Source organism: Devosia sp. A449, assembly GCF_054489375.1.
The window spans coordinates 25,818-41,949 of sequence record NZ_JBTMWU010000011.1; the positions used below are offsets into that span (position 1 = coordinate 25,818).

The 16,132-nt window shown below is 63.5% G+C and carries 13 protein-coding genes; 11 read left to right on the forward strand and 2 right to left on the reverse strand.

The window, feature by feature from the left end:
* Window positions 1-130: 130 nt before the first annotated feature.
* Entirely contained in the window at window positions 131-2,461 is a 2,331-nt protein-coding gene (locus ACX3OW_RS20560; RefSeq protein WP_459097661.1) for a GumC family protein, read from the forward strand.
* A gap of 11 nt (window positions 2,462-2,472) precedes the next feature.
* Window positions 2,473-3,513, forward strand: coding sequence for a polysaccharide deacetylase family protein (locus ACX3OW_RS20565; protein WP_459097662.1), 1,041 nt, complete (start codon window positions 2,473-2,475; stop codon window positions 3,511-3,513).
* Here ACX3OW_RS20565 and ACX3OW_RS20570 read toward each other — a convergent pair.
* Complete coding sequence (locus ACX3OW_RS20570) at window positions 3,510-3,713, reverse strand: DUF2842 domain-containing protein (RefSeq protein ID WP_459097663.1); 204 nt, start codon at window positions 3,711-3,713, stop codon at window positions 3,510-3,512. The two genes, ACX3OW_RS20565 and ACX3OW_RS20570, sit on opposite strands and share 4 nt — an antisense overlap.
* 78 nt (window positions 3,714-3,791) lie before the next feature.
* On the opposite strand from ACX3OW_RS20570, the gene ACX3OW_RS20575 reads away from it, so the two are divergent.
* The 5 genes from ACX3OW_RS20575 to ACX3OW_RS20595 all read left to right on the forward strand — a co-directional run bounded on the left by ACX3OW_RS20575 (window position 3,792) and on the right by ACX3OW_RS20595 (window position 8,222).
* Entirely contained in the window at window positions 3,792-4,871 is a 1,080-nt protein-coding gene (locus ACX3OW_RS20575) for a COX15/CtaA family protein (protein WP_459097664.1), read from the forward strand.
* 144 nt (window positions 4,872-5,015) lie between these two features.
* A complete protein-coding gene (gene rplM / locus ACX3OW_RS20580; RefSeq protein WP_459097665.1) occupies window positions 5,016-5,480 on the forward strand; it encodes a 50S ribosomal protein L13 in 465 nt (154 codons plus the stop codon).
* A 1-nt stretch (window position 5,481) separates the two neighbouring features.
* Window positions 5,482-5,964, forward strand: coding sequence for a 30S ribosomal protein S9 (rpsI, locus tag ACX3OW_RS20585; RefSeq protein ID WP_459097666.1), 483 nt, complete (start codon window positions 5,482-5,484; stop codon window positions 5,962-5,964).
* Window positions 5,965-6,042: 78 nt separating this feature from the next.
* Window positions 6,043-6,681: an SdpI family protein gene (locus ACX3OW_RS20590; RefSeq protein ID WP_459097667.1), complete on the forward strand. Its 639-nt coding sequence runs from the start codon at window positions 6,043-6,045 to the stop codon at window positions 6,679-6,681.
* 176 nt (window positions 6,682-6,857) lie between these two features.
* Entirely contained in the window at window positions 6,858-8,222 is a 1,365-nt protein-coding gene (locus ACX3OW_RS20595; protein ID WP_459097668.1) for a dicarboxylate/amino acid:cation symporter, read from the forward strand.
* Window positions 8,223-8,298: 76 nt separating this feature from the next.
* Here the strand turns inward: ACX3OW_RS20595 and ACX3OW_RS20600 are convergent, their stop codons facing one another.
* Window positions 8,299-9,624, reverse strand: a complete 1,326-nt coding sequence (locus ACX3OW_RS20600) for a glycosyltransferase (protein ID WP_459097669.1) — start codon at window positions 9,622-9,624, stop codon at window positions 8,299-8,301.
* Between the two features lie 419 nt (window positions 9,625-10,043).
* Between ACX3OW_RS20600 and ACX3OW_RS20605 the strand changes: the two genes are divergently transcribed.
* The 4 genes from ACX3OW_RS20605 (at window position 10,044) to recJ (ending at window position 16,077) form a co-directional block, all read left to right on the forward strand.
* Entirely contained in the window at window positions 10,044-11,258 is a 1,215-nt protein-coding gene (locus ACX3OW_RS20605; RefSeq protein ID WP_459097670.1) for an LL-diaminopimelate aminotransferase, read from the forward strand.
* A gap of 405 nt (window positions 11,259-11,663) precedes the next feature.
* Complete coding sequence (locus ACX3OW_RS20610; RefSeq protein ID WP_459097738.1) at window positions 11,664-13,004, forward strand: homoserine dehydrogenase; 1,341 nt, start codon at window positions 11,664-11,666, stop codon at window positions 13,002-13,004.
* Window positions 13,005-13,157: 153 nt separating this feature from the next.
* Entirely contained in the window at window positions 13,158-14,144 is a 987-nt protein-coding gene (glpX, locus tag ACX3OW_RS20615) for a class II fructose-bisphosphatase (RefSeq protein ID WP_459097671.1), read from the forward strand.
* 142 nt (window positions 14,145-14,286) lie between these two features.
* On the forward strand, window positions 14,287-16,077 hold the full coding sequence (recJ, locus tag ACX3OW_RS20620) for a single-stranded-DNA-specific exonuclease RecJ (protein ID WP_459097672.1): 1,791 nt from the start codon (window positions 14,287-14,289) through the stop codon (window positions 16,075-16,077).
* The last annotated feature ends 55 nt before the right edge of the window (window positions 16,078-16,132 follow it).

Here is a 16,132-nt window from a genome sequence, read left to right on the forward strand (position 1 = left end):
GGCGCCAATGTCGCGCAAACGTGGTTAACAAATTCCTTCTGCGCGCAGCGTATTCTTGCGATCTGCAATTGGGTTAACGGATTGATTACCACGAGGGGGCGATAAATCGACCGCAATACGAGGGATGACCATGGCGTTTGAGTCGCAGACCGTGCGCGACGCTCGGATCGATGTTGGTGCCGTACTGGGTTCGGTGGTGCAGCGCTTGCCGCGTGTCATCGTGGTGACGGCGTTGCTGCTGGCCGCGACCTTCGTCCTGTTGATGTTCATGCCGCGGCTTTATGAATCCTCGGCTTCGATCCTGATCGAGTCGCGCAGCAATATTTACAGCCGCGCCTCCAACGAATTGGCGCCGTCCCCGAGCAGCGATGCCGGCGTGGTGTCGAGCCAGATCGAACTGCTCAAATCCCGCGACACGCTGCTCAATGTCATCGACAAGCTCGACCTGCGCTCGGTGAGTGAATTCAACGGGGCAGGGGGCGGCGGCTTCTCCCCGATGGCGATTATTTCGCAATTGCTCGGGCGCAAGGCGACGCCGGTCAGCGTCGATGAAACCGTGCTGAACACGCTCTATGAGCGCCTCACCGTCATTCAGGAGCGCGACTCGCGCATCATTTCGGTGCTGGTGCGTTCTACCGATCCGGAACTGGCCGCCAAGATCGCCAATGCCGTGGCCAATGCCCATGTCGCCCGCCGGGCCGAGCTGTCGCTCTCCGATACGGTTGAAGCGTCGGGCTGGCTCGCCGACGAGATCGCCAAGCTGCGCGTCTCGGTGACAGCGGCGGAAACTGCGGTCGCCAATTTCAAGGTGGCCAACGACCTGTTCACCGGCACCAACAATACCAGCCTGCTCAACCAGAATCTTTCCACCATCGCCACCCAGATCAGTGCCGCGCAGGAGCGCAAGAGCACCGCTCTGTCGCGCGCCGCCCTCATACGCGGCATGATCGAACGCGGCCAGCCCATCGATGGCGTGGCCGATGTCCGCGAGTCGGTGGTCATCCAGCAGTTCAGCCAGGAAAAGGCCCGCCTACAGGGCGAGAAGGCCCAGCGCTCGGCGACCCTGCTCAGCAACCACCCCACCATTCAGGCCCTGACCGCCCAGATCGCCGAGCTGAACAACCAGATCAGCCTTGAAGGCCGCCGCGTCGCCGACGCCCTGGAGTCCGAAGGCCAGATCGAAGCCGATCTCGAAGCCTCGCTACAGGCCGACCTGACCCGCGCCAAGTCGTCAGCTTCCACCGCTACCACCGACACGGTGACGCTGGACGGGCTGGAGCGCGAGGCCAAGGCCCAGCGCGACCTGCTCGAAGGCTATCTGCAGCGCTATAGCGAGGCCATGTCGCGGGTCGATGCCAATTCGGCGCTGCCCGACGTACGGGTGGTCAGCCTCGCTGCGCCGTCAGTGTCGCCGGCCTCGCCCAAGACTTCCCTTATCTTGCTGGCGGTTGGCATTGTGGCGCTGGCGACCCAGCTCGGCGTCATCATCTTCGGTGAACTGATCTCCGGCCGCGCCATCATTTCGGGCCGTGAGCCCGAACGCGCCCAGGACGAACTCGACGAAGTGCCCTTCATCGAAGATGAGTTGGAGCCCGAGCAGCGCTGGGAAGAGCCGGTCGCCCCCGCCGAGATGGTTGAGGAGGTCCAGGCGCTGGCCCAGGACGATCTCTTCGACGAACCGGAAGAGATCGACGCTGAAATCGAACCTGAGCCCGAACGGGTCGAGCCTGTCCTACAGGTGCCGGTGGCGCCGCCCGTCGGCGAGCGCTCCGCCGAGGCCGAACGCTTTATTCAGACGCTGCTCAGCGCCAGGCCCGACGACGCGTTCGGGTTCAATGAGCCAGACCCCGAGCTTGAACCCGAGCCGGAACTGGACGCCGTGCCGCTGCGGACGGCTTCTCCTCTGCCGGTTCCGGGCGTGATTGCGCTTGCCGATCTAACTTCCGATCTTGTGCTGGGCCGCACCCATGTGGTGATCCTGGCCGCCCACCGCACCAATCTTGATTGCGCCATGCTGGCCGAGGAACTGGTGGGCGAGGCGCTGGCCCGCGGCTTGAGCGTGGCGCTGATCGATGCCGGCAGCGCCGAGGCCAGTGATGAGCTTGGCCTCACCGATCTCAGCCATGATGCCGCCAGTTTTGGCGACGTGGTCCACAAATCCTCCGACAACAGTTTTGCAGAAGTGCCGTGGGGGCAGGGGGGCGCCATCGACCGCGATTCCACCAAGCCGCTGACGTTGGTTGAGGCCCTGGGCGATATCTATGAAGTTGTGGTGGTGCTGACCGGCCGCGTCGGCGGCTCGTCCAGCCTGCCGGTGTTTGACGGCCTCGATGGTCGACTGGTCCTGGTGGCCAGCGATGATGATGATGCCGATGCCGTGGTCGAAACGCAGGAACGGCTGCTCGCGGCGGGCTTCGGCCGTTGCGAGATCGCTGCCGCCCCCGCCCGCGTCGCTGCCTGAACGGACCGGCCATGTCCGTCAAATACACGGCAATCCGCGCCATGTTCGAAGCGCTGTGGCTCACGCGGCTGCCCGGCCTCATCCGCAGCCTGTGCACCTCGCGCGGGGTGATTTTCACCCTGCATCGCGTGCTGCCCGAAGCGCCCGCCGATTTCTCGCCCAATGCCATCCTGCAGGTGCGGCCCGACTTTCTCGAATATGTCATCGAGCGGGTCCGCGACCTGGACCTCGATATCGTCAGTCTCGATGAAGCGCTGGAGCGCCTCGCTTCCCTGGTCGCCGGCCGCAAATTCGTCGTGCTGACCTTCGACGACGCCTATAAGGACAATCTCCGCCACGCCCTGCCCATCCTACAGCGGCAGGAAGCGCCTTTTACCCTCTATGTGCCCACGGCCCTGGTCGATGGTGTGGGCGAACTCTGGTGGCAGGCCATCGAAGACATCATCGCCCGCCAGGAGGCCATTGCCATGACCTCCAATGGCCAGACCGATTATGTCGACACGCGCAACACCGCCCAGAAACAGGCGGCTTTCGACGCGCTCTACTGGCAAATGCGCAAAATGCCCGAGGCTGAGCGGGTGCAACTCGTGCGCAGCTTTGCCACGGCCTATGGCTATGATCTCGACCAGCAATGCCGCGACCTGATCATGGACTGGCAGGAGCTGCGCCTGTTTGCCGGCGACCCGCTCTGCACCATCGGCGCCCATACCGTGCATCACTACGAACTGGCCAAGCTGCCACTCGAGCAGGCCCGCAGTGAAATCGCCCAATCCGCCGATATCCTGCTGGCCCAATTTGGCCAGCGTCCAGCGCATTTTTCCTATCCATTGGGCGGCCCGCTCTCTGCCGGCCCGCGCGAATTCGAACTGGCCCGCGATCTCGGCTTCCGTTCAGCCGTCACCACGCGACCCGGCGGCCTTTACGCCCACCACGCCCAAACGCCACACGCTCTGCCGCGCATCTCGCTCAACGGTTACTTTCAGTCCCGCCGCTATGTCGATGTTTTCGCGACTGGTGCGATCTTTTCCGTGATGGGGAAACTGACGGGTTAGTCCGGCTTGGACATCCAGCGGATAAGCACCATGGCCGGGTACAGCCATCCCATACCCGCGACGATGAAATAGGGCATCAGGATCCAGATCGGCAGGTCGGGCGGAAACGCCAGATAGATCGAGGTGAAGATCGATAGCCAGGCCACGATCGAACCAAGGATCAGCAGAATTCCGAAGGCCTTGCGGCTACGCTGGGTCATGTGCGGCATCGCGCCTGTTGCAGGAAACTTGCCTCGGGCATACCACTCCAGCACCCCCACCGACACCGGGAATCTGCCGTGACCACCGTCCAAAACGCCGCACTGAGCCAAACCACCTTTGCCACCGACCGGCTGCGCCCGGTGCGTATCTGGCTCTATGTCATGGCTTTCATGGTGCTCTGCATGGTCATGGTTGGCGGCATGACGCGGCTGACCGGCTCGGGCCTGTCGATCACCACCTGGCGGCCGATCTCGGGCATCATCCCGCCCCTGTCGGAAGCCGATTGGCTGGCCGAGTTCGCCGGCTACAAGCTGATCCCCCAATATGACGTCTATAACCACTGGATGACCCTGGAGGACTTCAAGGGCATCTTCTGGTGGGAGTGGATTCACCGCTTCCTCGGCCGCATGCTCGGCTTTGCCTTCGCCATCCCCTTCGTGGTCTTCTTGGCTCAGAAGCGCTTGACCCGCGATATGGTCGTGCCGCTGACCGGGCTGTTCCTGCTGGGTGGCTTTCAGGGTTTTCTCGGCTGGTGGATGGTCACTTCGGGCCTGTCCGAGTTGACCTCGGTGTCGCAATACCGCCTCGCCACCCATCTGACCGCCGCCGCACTGCTGCTGCTGGCGCTGGTCTGGGTCGCCCGGCGCATGCGCCCGCAACCGACCGAGGGCGTTGTCACAAGTTTCAACGTCACCACCATCGCGCTGCTGCTCACCCTGTTGGTGCTGCAGATCGCCGCCGGCGGTTTCGTCGCCGGTATTGATGCGGGCATGGGCTACAACACCTGGCCGCTGATGGAAGGCAAGTTCATCCCCGACGGTCTGGGCGCCCATGAGCCGGTCTGGCGCAGCATCTTCGAGCATGGCCTGACCGTGCAGTTCACCCACCGCATGCTGGCCTATTTCATCACTGCCGTGGTGGCGGTGCTGCTGATCCTGCAGGCACGCGGGGCAGGGCTGGGCGGCGTCCACCGCTGGCTGGTGCTGATTGCCGTACTGGTGCTGGCCCAGGTAGGCCTGGGCATTGCCACGCTGCTGTCGATGATCCAGATCGATCTGGCCGTCGGCCATCAGGGCCTGGCCTTCATCCTCGCCTCGAGCATTTGCGCCTATCTGGCCGACCTGACCAAAAGGCGTTCCCTAGGTGCGGTAATATAATACCGCATCTGTAAGGCATTGAAATAGCACGATCTTTTCAAGACGCTTGACCTGTATCGAATCCTGCCTTAGGGAAGCCTCCGAACAAGCCGCTTTCTTCCTTGGATGAAGGCTGCAAGCCCCAATTATCTAGGGAATTCAAGCATGAGCACTTACTCGGCAAAACCGAGCGAGATCGAAAAGAAGTGGATCCTGATCGACGCCGAAGGCCTCGTCGTGGGTCGCCTCGCCTCGATCATTGCCGCCCGCCTGCGCGGCAAGCACAAGCCCACTTTCACCCCGCATATGGACATGGGCGACAACATCGTTGTCATCAATGCCGACAAGGTGAAGCTCACCGGCCGCAAGCTGGATCAGCACAAGTTCTATTGGCACACCGGTCACCCCGGCGGGATCAAGGACCGCTCCGCGCGTCAGATCCTGGAAGGCCGTTTCCCCGAGCGCGTGCTCGAGAACGCCGTCCGTCGCATGATGCCTGGTGGTCCGCTGACTCGCGTTCAGCTGAAGAACTTCCGCGTCTACCCCGGCGCCGAGCATCCCCATGAAGCGCAAAACCCGGCCAAGCTGGATGTTGCTGCGATGAACTCCAAGAATGCGCGGGTGAAGTAATATGGCCGAAACCATCAACTCCCTCGAAGAACTCGGCGCCTCCACCGTCGCTCCGGTCATCAACACCGCTCCGGTGCATGTCCAGAAGCTCGACGCCCAGGGCCGCGCTTATGCCACTGGCAAGCGCAAGAACGCCGTTGCTCGTGTCTGGATCAAGCCGGGCAAGGGCAAGGTCGTGGTCAATGGCCGTGAGTTCGCTACCTATTTCGCTCGTCCCGTGCTGCAGCTGATCGTGCAGCAGCCGATCGTCGCGACCGAACGCGCCGAGCAGTACGACGTTGTCGTCACTGTTGCTGGTGGTGGTCTGTCCGGCCAGGCCGGTGCCGTGCGTCACGGCATCTCCAAGGCGCTGAACTTCTTTGAGCCGAGCCTGCGTCCGATCCTCAAGAAGGGTGGCTTCCTGACCCGCGACAGCCGCGTCGTCGAACGCAAGAAGTACGGCAAGGCCAAGGCCCGCAAGTCCTTCCAGTTCTCGAAGCGCTAAGCTTCACAAACATATTTGGAGAGGGGCCGGGAAACCGGCCCTTTTCTTTTGCTCAGAGCATCCTACATCTCGGGCGTCATGCAGACCCTTGTTACCCGTTTTCATCTCCTGCTCCTGATGGTGACGCTGGGCATTACCGGCGTCGGATTTTATCGCATCCCCGCCGATTTTGCTTTTGCTGCCCACTGGGCCGGCAATAGCGCCGACTGGCTATGGCCGCGCGATCCCGCCCTGCTGGTGGCGCCCATTGTGCAATTGCTGCTGCTGGCCGCGTTTTTCCTGCTCGGTCGCCTGCTGACCAAAAACCATTTTGCCAAAACCCAGCACATCTTCGATCCGGCCCTGAGCCTGCTGCTGGCGGTGATTGCCGCCACCCAGTTGGGGCTGCTCTTCGCCGGCATCGGCTCGGACCTCGATCTGGTGCGCTTCACCGCGATCCTGCTGGGCGCCGTGCTGCTCGTGCTGGGGATCGTGCTGTTCGAAGCCGAGCGGCACACCTATGCCGGCCTGCGCATGCCCTGGCCGGTGGGCTCAGACCGCGCCTGGGTCGCGGTCCATCGCAGCATAGGCATCGCCTTCGGTCTGGCGGGTATCGGCCTGCTGGCGCTCGCCTGGTTCGATGTGGGCATCGGCATCATGGTGCTAGCCTTCATCGCGGCCCTGCTGCTGCCGGTGCTGCTGGCCGCCCTCGTTACGCTGGCGCTGCGCCGCATCTGAGTGTTGGCAAGCCCTTTGCGGGGAATCGAGTGGTTCTGACAGGAAATTTTCCTGCATCCGCTTGAAATGGAATTCCGTACGCAGCCAATTTCCCGCTGCCGGGGTAGATTATGCTCAACGTCAAGTCGTGCGGCCCGGTCGTTGGGCTATCCGACTTGCTCACAAGCAGGTCAAATATGTCACCCACCACCATATCCCCCGCCCGGGTAACCCGCGCGCCCAAACCTTTCTACTATTCCTTCGGCTTCCAGGTTCTGGCCGCCATGGTGATCGGTCTCATCCTGGGCTACATTGCCCGCCAGATGGGGCCTGATGCCGCCGGCCAGGCCAATTGGCTGGTGCAGACCCTCTCCACCATCGGTTCGTCCTTCGTCTCGCTGCTGCGGACGCTGGTGCCTGTGCTGGTGTTCACCGCCATCGTGGCCTCCATCGCCAATCTGCGGGAGCTCAACAATGCCGCCAAGCTGGTCTGGCAGACCTTGCTGTGGTTCGCTATCACCGCACTGATCGCGGTCGGCATCGGCATTGCGCTGGGCCTGATCATCCAGCCCGGCCTCAATACCGCCGTCGCCGAGACCGCCGCCCGCGCGCCGTCCTCCACTGGCTCGTGGCTCGATTTTCTCAAGGGTCTGATCCCATCCAATCTACTGGGCCTGCAGGCGTCCACTCGCGTCACCGATAGCGGCGCGACCACCAGCCTCAACTTTAACGTGCTGCAGATCCTGATCGTGTCCATTGTGGTCGGCATTGCCGCCCTCAAGGTTGGTCCGGCAGCTGATCCGTTCCTCGCCTTCAACCGCGCCTTCCTCAAAATCATCCACAAAATCCTGTGGTGGGTCATTCGCCTGACCCCAATCGGCACCATCGGCTTGCTCGGCAATGCCGTGGCCGTCTATGGCTGGGACGCATTGGCCCAGCTCGGCTGGTACTCGGCGGCCATTTATATCGGCCTGGCTCTGGTGCTGTTCATCGTTTATCCGGTGCTGCTGCAGGCCCACGGCCTCAACCCCATCCGCTACTTCCAGAGCGCCTGGCCCGCCATCCAGCTCGCCTTCGTCTCGCGGTCGTCCATCGGCACACTGCCGGTCACCGAGCGCATCACGGAGCAGAACCTGGGCGTGCCGCGTGAATACGCCGCCTTCGCCGTACCGCTCGGCGCCACCACCAAGATGGACGGCTGCGCCGCCATCTACCCGGCGATCTCGGCCATCTTCGTGGCCCAGTTCTTCGGCATCTCGCTGGGCCTTGAGCACTATCTGCTGATCGTCTTCGTGTCGGTCATCGGTTCGGCCGCCACGGCGGGCCTCACCGGCGCCACCGTCATGCTGACGCTGACGCTGTCCACCCTCGGCCTGCCGCTTGAAGGCGTCGGCCTGCTGCTCGCGGTCGATCCGATTCTCGACATGGGCCGCACCGCCGTCAACGTCGCCGGCCAGGCTTTGGTGCCGACCATCGTCGCCAAGCGTCAGGGCATCCTCAATCAGGAGGTCTATGATCGCGGCGAGAGCATCGAAGCCCTCGACGAGGCCGTCGCTGCCTGATCGGGCAGGGTACATCACAAGGAAAAGGGGAGGCGCAAGCCTCCCCTTTTTTAATGTCCGTGGCTCCTCGTCAGGTCTAGCCGACCAGCTTCAGCGCCGGCTTGGCCTTCTTCGGCTTCTTGATCTTGGGCGCCTTGGGCGTGCGCGGCACGTAGTTGGTCATCACCCGCTCAATCACCTTGATGGCTTTTTCGACGCCATCTTCGCCCTGCAACTGCTCGGCGACATCCGCAGCGTTGCGGCGATAATCTGCATTGGTGGCGAGGTCCGCCAGTGCGCCGGCAAGAATATCCGAGGTCAGCTTGCGCAGCCGCACCGGCTTGGGCCCACAGCCCAACTCATAGACGCGCCGGCCCCAATAGGGCTGATCCACGGCCTGCGGCACCACGAAGGTCGGCCGGCCCAGGTGGAGGCCTGCCGAGGTCGTCCCGGCGCCACCATGATGCACCACGGCCGACACATATTTGAACAGCTTGTCGTGCGGCGCCTTCTCGATGGCAAAGATACTGTCCGGCAGGTCCTGCGGATTGATGCCGCCCCAGCCTCGCGCCACCACGGCGCGGCCGCCCCACATGGCGACGGCTTCCTTCAGAATCTTGGTATTGCGCTCGGCGCCGAACGGCATCGAGCCAAAGCCGATATAGACCGGCGCTTCGCCCTCGGAGAGAAATTGCTGGAACGCCTCGGATGGCTGCCAGTCGGTGCGGTCCTTGAGCTGCCAATAGCCGGTCACGATGGCGCTCTTGGGCCAGTCGCGCGGACGCGGCGATACCACCGGCGAATAGGGATACAGCGTCGTCATCGCCGTGCCGTCGGTATTGCGGAAAAAACCACCCTTCTTGCGGGCGTCGAGCCCCATCAGCTCGCGGCGCAGCTTGTTGCGCGGCAGATTGTAGTAGATCTGCTGCACGGTCATTGCCGTATAGGTGAGCTTGTTGAAGGCCGGACCGAAATCGGCGCCGTAATAGATGCAGAGCGGGAATTCGCTGGTCGAATTCAGCGGCTGCAGCCCCACCATGATGGCGGGAATATGCAGCGCCTCGGCAATGTCGATGCCAAAGCTGGTGTTCATATTGAGGATCAGCATGTCGGCGCCCTGGCACATGTTCCAGGCGTGCCGCGCGGCGGTGTCGACGATTTGCTGGCCCTGCCGGAGCAGGGATGGCCCGTTGATGAGCATGGATTGGCTCATGGCGTTTTCAAAACGCTGCTGGGTCAGAAACGACTGGATCGAGGGCCCGAGCGTGTGAAACTCGATGCCGTAACCTTCTACCATGCCCTGGAATTCTTCCGACGCCCCCAGGATGACGGAATAGCCGCGCTCCTTGAGGGCGATGGCTAGCGCCAGGTAGGGTTGAACGTCGCCTTGCGTGCCGATCGTGACAAGGGCAATGCGCTTCAAAGTCAAAACCTCATCATACACCGTTCTGGAGCCGAAGGTTGGCGTCCCTCGGCCCATTTACAATACCCGGAGGAGGATTTATGAACGGCCTTATCGATAGCTGATTTCCTTACAAAAATCGCATCTGAAGGGCAAGGGACATGCAGTCTCTGTACACTGTTGCTGAGGTTGGAGCTTCGCTCGCCGGCTGTGCAGTGGCCCATTTTGCCTTCATGGCGGCGGCAAACGCCCGCTAGCTCTTCCCGCAAGGCCCGATTGGGGCCGGGAGGAGCCGAACACGACAAAGCGCTCCACCAGGAGCCGTTTAACCCGTTCACAACCATAATTCCGCGATAATCACCGCCTCCAAGATGAGGTGTGGCGCCCGTCAGGCGCGTCGCGGTCCAGTTTCAGGTCCCAGCAGGGCCGCCGAGGAAATCATGAACGACGACTTCCACAAAATCCGCCGTCTTCCCCCTTACGTGTTTGCGCATATCGATCCGCTCAAGGCCAAGGCTCGCGCCGAAGGCGTCGACGTCATCGATCTGGGCATGGGCAATCCGGACATGCCGACGCCGCAGCACATCGTGGAAAAGCTGCAGGAGACCGTCAAGGACGGCCGCACCCACCGCTATTCCACCTCGCGCGGCATTCCCGGCCTGCGCAAGGCCCAGGCCAGCTATTATGGCCGCCGCTTCGGCGTGAAGCTTAATCCTGACACCCAGGTGGTCGCCACCCTTGGCTCCAAGGAAGGCTTCGCCAATATGGCTTCGGCTATCACCGCCCCAGGCGACGTGGTGCTGGTGCCCAACCCGACCTATCCGATCCATTCCTTCGGCTTCATCATGAGCGGCGGCGTCGTCCGCTCCATGCCCGCCGATCCGAATGAGGATTTCATGCGCTCGCTGGATCGCGCCGTGCGGCACTCGATCCCCAAGCCCATCGCGCTGGTGCTGAACTACCCGGCCAACCCGACCGCCTACACCGCCGATCTCGATTTTTACACCGAGGTGGTCAAATATTGTAAGGCGCACGACATCTTCATCCTCTCCGATCTCGCCTATTCCGAGATCTATTTCGATGCGGATGCGCCGCCGCCGTCGGTGCTGCAGGTGCCGGGCGCCATCGACATCACGGTGGAATTCACCTCGATGTCCAAGACCTATTCCATGCCCGGCTGGCGCGTCGGCTTCGCCGTCGGCAATGAGCGCCTGATCGCCGCACTGGCCCGCGTGAAGTCCTATCTCGATTACGGCGCCTTCACCCCGATCCAGGTCGCCGCCACTGCCGCGCTCAATGGCTCGGACGACGTGATCGAGGATGTGCGCAAGATCTACAAGCTGCGCCGCGATGTGCTGGTCGACAGTTTTGGCCGCTCCGGCTGGGAGATTCCGGTGCCCAAGGCCACCATGTTCGCCTGGGCCCCGATTCCGGCGCAGTTCGCCCATCTCGGCTCGCTCGAATTCGCCAAGTTGCTGATCAAGGAAACCGGCGTCGGCGTCGCGCCCGGCGTTGGCTTCGGCGAATATGGCGACCAGTATGTTCGCCTCGCCTTCGTCGAAAACGAACAGCGCATCCGCCAGGCCGCCCGCAACATCAAAAAGCTGTTGGGCACCAAGGCCGGGTCAGGAAACGTCGTGCCGCTGGTCGGCTAATACGCCTTTCTACCCTCTCCCCTTGCGGGAGAGGGATAGCATTGCTGCGTTCAGCAGAAATGCTGGGTGGGGGGCCTGCGTATGCCCATGCATCCGCGCCCGCGGATATATCCCCTCATTCGCCCTTCAGGCACCTTCTCCACAAGGGGAGAAGCCAAGGGGATTGCGCCAACATCAACGCGCCAACACCAAACTCCTATTGACGACTAGGCACATTCCTATGCAGATGGCGCCACCATGAATGACATTGCCTCTTTCCGCCAAGCCGTCGAAACTTTCATCTCCGCCCGTGGTTGGACGCCGACCCGGTTCGGCCGCACCGTTGCGGGCGATCCGCTCTTCGTCTTTGACCTGCGCGAGGGCCGCGAGCCGCGTTCCGAGACGCGCACCCGCATCTTGCGGGCGATGCAGGATTATGGCGATGGCGAAAGCCTGCCGCCGCTGCGCATCGGCGTGGCCGGGCTGGGCAATGTCGGCGCGACGCTGGTCGGAATCCTGCAAAAGGATGGCCTGGAGCTGAAACGCAAGCTGGGCCGCCAGCTGGTGGTGACGGCCGTTGCCGCGCGCTCGCGTTCCCGCGACCGCGGCATTGATATTTCCGGGCTCGAATGGTTCGACGATCCGGTGGCCCTGGCCAAATCCGATGGCATCGACCTGTTTGTCGAACTGATCGGTGGCGAAGACGGTCCGGCCTTTGCCGCGGTGAAAGCGGCGCTCGAAATCGGCCGCCCGGTGGTCACGGCCAACAAGGCCCTGCTGGCCAAGCACGGCGTGTTGCTGGCGCGCATGGCCGAAGATTCGGGCGCCCAGCTCGGCTTTGAAGCGGCGGTTGCCGGTGGAATTCCGGTGATCAAGACCCTGCGCGAGGGGCTGGGCTCGGCCCGCATCGCCAAGGTGTTCGGCATCATGAACGGCACCTGCAACTATATTCTCACCCGCATGGGCAATGAGGACATCAGCTTTGCCGCCTGCCTCAAGGACGCGCAGGCGCTCGGCTATGCCGAGGCCGATCCGACCTTTGACGTCGAAGGCTTCGACACGGCGCACAAGCTCTCCATCCTGACCACGCTGTGCTTTGGCTACGAGATTGCCCCTGACAAGATCAGCGTCGAAGGCATCTCCAAGATTTCCCAGCACGACATCAAGGTCGCCGCTGAACTCGGCTACAAGATCAAGCTGCTGGGTATCGCCCAGCGCACCGATGAAGGCATCGAGCAGCGCGTTCATCCCACTTTCGTGCCCAAGAGCAGCGCCATTGCCGGCGTCGACGGGGTGATGAATGCCGTGGCGCTGGAAACCGACCACGTGCATGAATTACTACTGGCCGGCCCTGGTGCTGGCGGCCCGCCCACGGCGGCGTCGGTGCTGTCCGATATTCTCGATATTGCCCGGGGCACCCGCGTGCCGCCGCTCGGCATTCCGAGCCCCGAATTGCTGCCCTACAAGGAAGCCCCGATGCGGGCCCATGAGGGCGGCTATTATATCCGCATCAATGCCAAGGATATGCCCGGCGCGCTCGCCTCGATCACCAGCCGCATGGCCGAACACGCGATCTCCATCGATTCTGTCATCCAGCGGTCGGATTTGAGCGCTAAGGCTGTGGCGCCCGATGGCTCGCCGACCCGCACGGTGGTGATCATCACCCAGCAGACGTTGGAATCGTCGGTGCGCGAAGCACTGGCGCAGATCGCCGCCGATGGCTTTATTGTGGGCGATCCGCAGTTGATCCGCATCGAAGCGCTGTAGTACCCCGAAAGAGGGTATTGCGATCGCGCCAGGAGGAGCCGAGAAGGCAGGATCGCAAGAACCGGCGCGCGACGTATGTTGAATACGTGAGCGCGGACGCGCAGAGAGCCTGGCTTCACAGGCCACCATCGCGATGTGCCTTGGGGAGGAACTATGAGACTGAGCAAGGTAGAGGGCGATAGAAGCCCCGCCAATCTACACCGCAGCCTGACCCTGGAACTGGTGCGCGTCACCGAGCGCGCCGCCGTTGCAGCCGCCGAATGGCGCGGCAAGGGCAACGAGCAAGCCGCCGACCAGGCCGCCGTTCTGGCGATGAAAGATGAACTCGACCGCGTCGCCATCTCCGGCCGCATCGTCATCGGCGAGGGCGAAGAGCACGAATGCGAAGAGCTGTTCATCGGCCAGTCGGTCGGGGCCGGGCAGGGGCCTGAGGTCGATATCGCCGTCGATCCGCTCGAAGGCGTTACTCTTTGCGCCAAGAATCAGCCCGATTCCATCGTTGTGCTGGCCATGGCCGAGCGCGGCGGGCTGCTGAACGTGGCCCGCAACGTCTATATGCACAAGATCGCCATCGGCGGCGAATACGCCCCCGACACCGTCCATATCGACTGGACGGCCACTGAAAACGTCAAGGCGCTGGCCCAGGTCAAGGGCGTGCCGCTGTCGGAAATCACCGCCATCGTACTCGACCGGCCGCGTCACGCGGGTCTGATCGAGGAGCTGCGCACCGCGGGCGTTGCCGTCAAACTACTCAGCGATGGCGATATCGCCGGGGTCATCCATGCCGTGAACACCTGGGATTCGGGCGTCGATATCTATCTCGGCTCCGGCGGCGCTCCTGAAGGCGTGCTGGCGGCCGCGGCCCTGCGCTGCATTGGCGGGCACATGCAGGGCAAGCTGATCCTCGATACCCCGGCCAAGCGCGACCGCGCCGTCGCCATGGGAATCAAGGACCCCAACCGTATCTACGACGTTACCGAACTGGCGTCCGGCGACGTGCTGGTGGCCGCCACCGGCGTCACCGATGGCAGCCTGCTCGACGGCATCCGCCTCAGCCGCAATGCGGTGCAAACCAGCACCATCGTCATGCGCTCCTGGAGCCAGACCGTCCGCTGGATCAAAGCCCAACACGCCAGGTAAGGCGGTCTTCACCTCTCCCTTCGGGGGAGAGGTCGGTGTGCAGCGCCGGTGAGGGGGCTTTACCGGGTGGTGCGTTGGAGAGGAAAGGGAGAGGTGAAGACAACCACTTCCCAGCACCGCCCAAATCGCCTACCTCTCCCCCATGCTCGACGCGCCGCGCCCTTTCCTCGACGTTTCCCGCTCGGTCACCGACCGCGCCTGGACCGACCGGCTGGATGCCAGCACCACCCGGACCGCCACCGCCATTGCCCAGCGCAGCGGGATTTCCGAAATTCTCGCCCGCATCATCGCGGCGCGCGGCGTCGGCATTGATGAAGCCGAAGCCTATCTCGAGCCCACCATTCGAGGGCTGATGCCCAATCCCTCGACGCTTACCGCCATGGACGCGCTGGCCGATCGGTTGGCCCAGGCCATCGCCGACAACGAAGCCATCGCCCTGTTCGGCGATTATGACGTCGACGGCGCCTGCTCCTGCGCCCTGATGGCGCGCTATCTCCGCCATTTCGGCATCGAGCCGCAGGTCCACATCCCCGACCGCATCTTTGAAGGTTATGGCCCCAATATCGCGGCGATGGACAAATTGATCGATGCCGGCGCCAATCTGATCATCACCCTCGATTGCGGCACCACCAGCACCGCCCCAATCGCCCATGCCCGGGGCCGGGGCGTCGATGTGCTGGTCATCGACCACCATCTGGCCGATCACGCGCTGCCCGATGCCAATGCGCTGGTCAATCCCAACCGGGCCGACGATATTTCCGGCCTCGGCTATCTCTGCGCCGCCGGGGTCACCTTCATGGTGCTGGTGGCGGTCAACCGCACCCTGCGCCAGCGCGGCGATACCGGCCTGCCGGACCTGCTCAAGCTGCTCGATCTGGTGGCGCTGGCCACCATTTGCGACGTGGTGCCGCTCACCGGGCTCAACCGCGCCTTCGTCGTGCGCGGTCTCGAAGTCGCCCGTCGCGGCGACAACAAGGGCATCGCCGCTCTTGCCCTGGCCGCCAGGCTGAGCGGCCCGCTGAACCCCTATCATCTGGGCTTTCTCATCGGCCCGCGCATCAATGCCGGCGGTCGTATCGGCAATGCCGCGCTCGGCACCGAATTGCTGACCGTCGATGACGAGCACCACGCGCTCGCCATCGCCGCCCGCCTCGACGAACTCAACACCGAGCGCCAGCGCATCGAAGTGGAGGCCGTCGAAGAAGCTGCCGCCGTGGCCGAGGTGGAAATCGGTAGCGGCGAGGGCCCGCCGGTGCTGGTGCTGGCTTCCGCCAATTGGCACCCCGGCGTCGCCGGCCTCATCGCCTCACGCCTGCGCGAGCGCTTCGGTCGCCCCACCTTCGCCATTGCTCTGCATCCCGATGGCACCGGCACCGGCTCAGGCCGCTCCATGCCTGGCGTCGATCTCGGCCGCGTCGTCATCCAGGCCGTCGAGCAGGGGCTGATCGCTAAAGGCGGCGGCCACGCCATGGCGGCCGGCATCACCATCAAGCCGGGCCAGCTCGGCGGCTTCCGCGCCTTCCTCACCGAAGCGTTGGCGGGCGATGTCGCCATCGCCCGCGCCGCCACCGCTTTGCCCGTCGACGCGGCGCTGACCGCGCGCGGCGCCAGCCTCGATCTGGTGCGCGATCTGGAGCGCGCCGGGCCGTTCGGCTCCGGCAATCCCGGCCCAGTCTTTGCCTTTCCCGCCCATCGGGCCAAATTCGCCCAGGTGGTCGGCAAGGGCGGCCATGTCAGCTTCACCCTGACCTCCGAAGATGGCGCGCGGCTCAAGGCCATCGCCTTCCGCGCCGCCAATACCGCCATCGGCGATGCCCTGTTGCGCGGCGGCGACAGCGCCTTCCATTTCGCCGGCGCACTCTCTATCGACCACTATCAGGGCCGCGAACAGGTACAGTTCCGCCTCACCGATCTGGCCAAGCCCAAGGGCTGAAGCCCCAAAACTGCTGCTTGCATATCCCTTTATCACCGTTAAACTGCTGGTCGGC

What these genes read in the sequence shown, in the direction of transcription:
- ACX3OW_RS20560 (WP_459097661.1), top strand. Translation starts at nt 131, where the DNA reads ATGGCGTTTGAGTCGCAGACCGTGCGCGACGCTCGGATCGATGTTGGT.
- ACX3OW_RS20565 (WP_459097662.1), top strand. Translation starts at nt 2,473, where the DNA reads ATGTCCGTCAAATACACGGCAATCCGCGCCATGTTCGAAGCGCTGTGG.
- ACX3OW_RS20570 (WP_459097663.1), bottom strand. Translation starts at nt 3,713, where the DNA reads ATGACCCAGCGTAGCCGCAAGGCCTTCGGAATTCTGCTGATCCTTGGT.
- rplM (WP_459097665.1), top strand. Translation starts at nt 5,016, where the DNA reads ATGAGCACTTACTCGGCAAAACCGAGCGAGATCGAAAAGAAGTGGATC.
- rpsI (WP_459097666.1), top strand. Translation starts at nt 5,482, where the DNA reads ATGGCCGAAACCATCAACTCCCTCGAAGAACTCGGCGCCTCCACCGTC.
- ACX3OW_RS20590 (WP_459097667.1), top strand. Translation starts at nt 6,043, where the DNA reads ATGCAGACCCTTGTTACCCGTTTTCATCTCCTGCTCCTGATGGTGACG.
- ACX3OW_RS20595 (WP_459097668.1), top strand. Translation starts at nt 6,858, where the DNA reads ATGTCACCCACCACCATATCCCCCGCCCGGGTAACCCGCGCGCCCAAA.
- ACX3OW_RS20605 (WP_459097670.1), top strand. Translation starts at nt 10,044, where the DNA reads ATGAACGACGACTTCCACAAAATCCGCCGTCTTCCCCCTTACGTGTTT.
- ACX3OW_RS20610 (WP_459097738.1), top strand. Translation starts at nt 11,664, where the DNA reads ATGCAGGATTATGGCGATGGCGAAAGCCTGCCGCCGCTGCGCATCGGC.
- glpX (WP_459097671.1), top strand. Translation starts at nt 13,158, where the DNA reads ATGAGACTGAGCAAGGTAGAGGGCGATAGAAGCCCCGCCAATCTACAC.
- recJ (WP_459097672.1), top strand. Translation starts at nt 14,287, where the DNA reads ATGCTCGACGCGCCGCGCCCTTTCCTCGACGTTTCCCGCTCGGTCACC.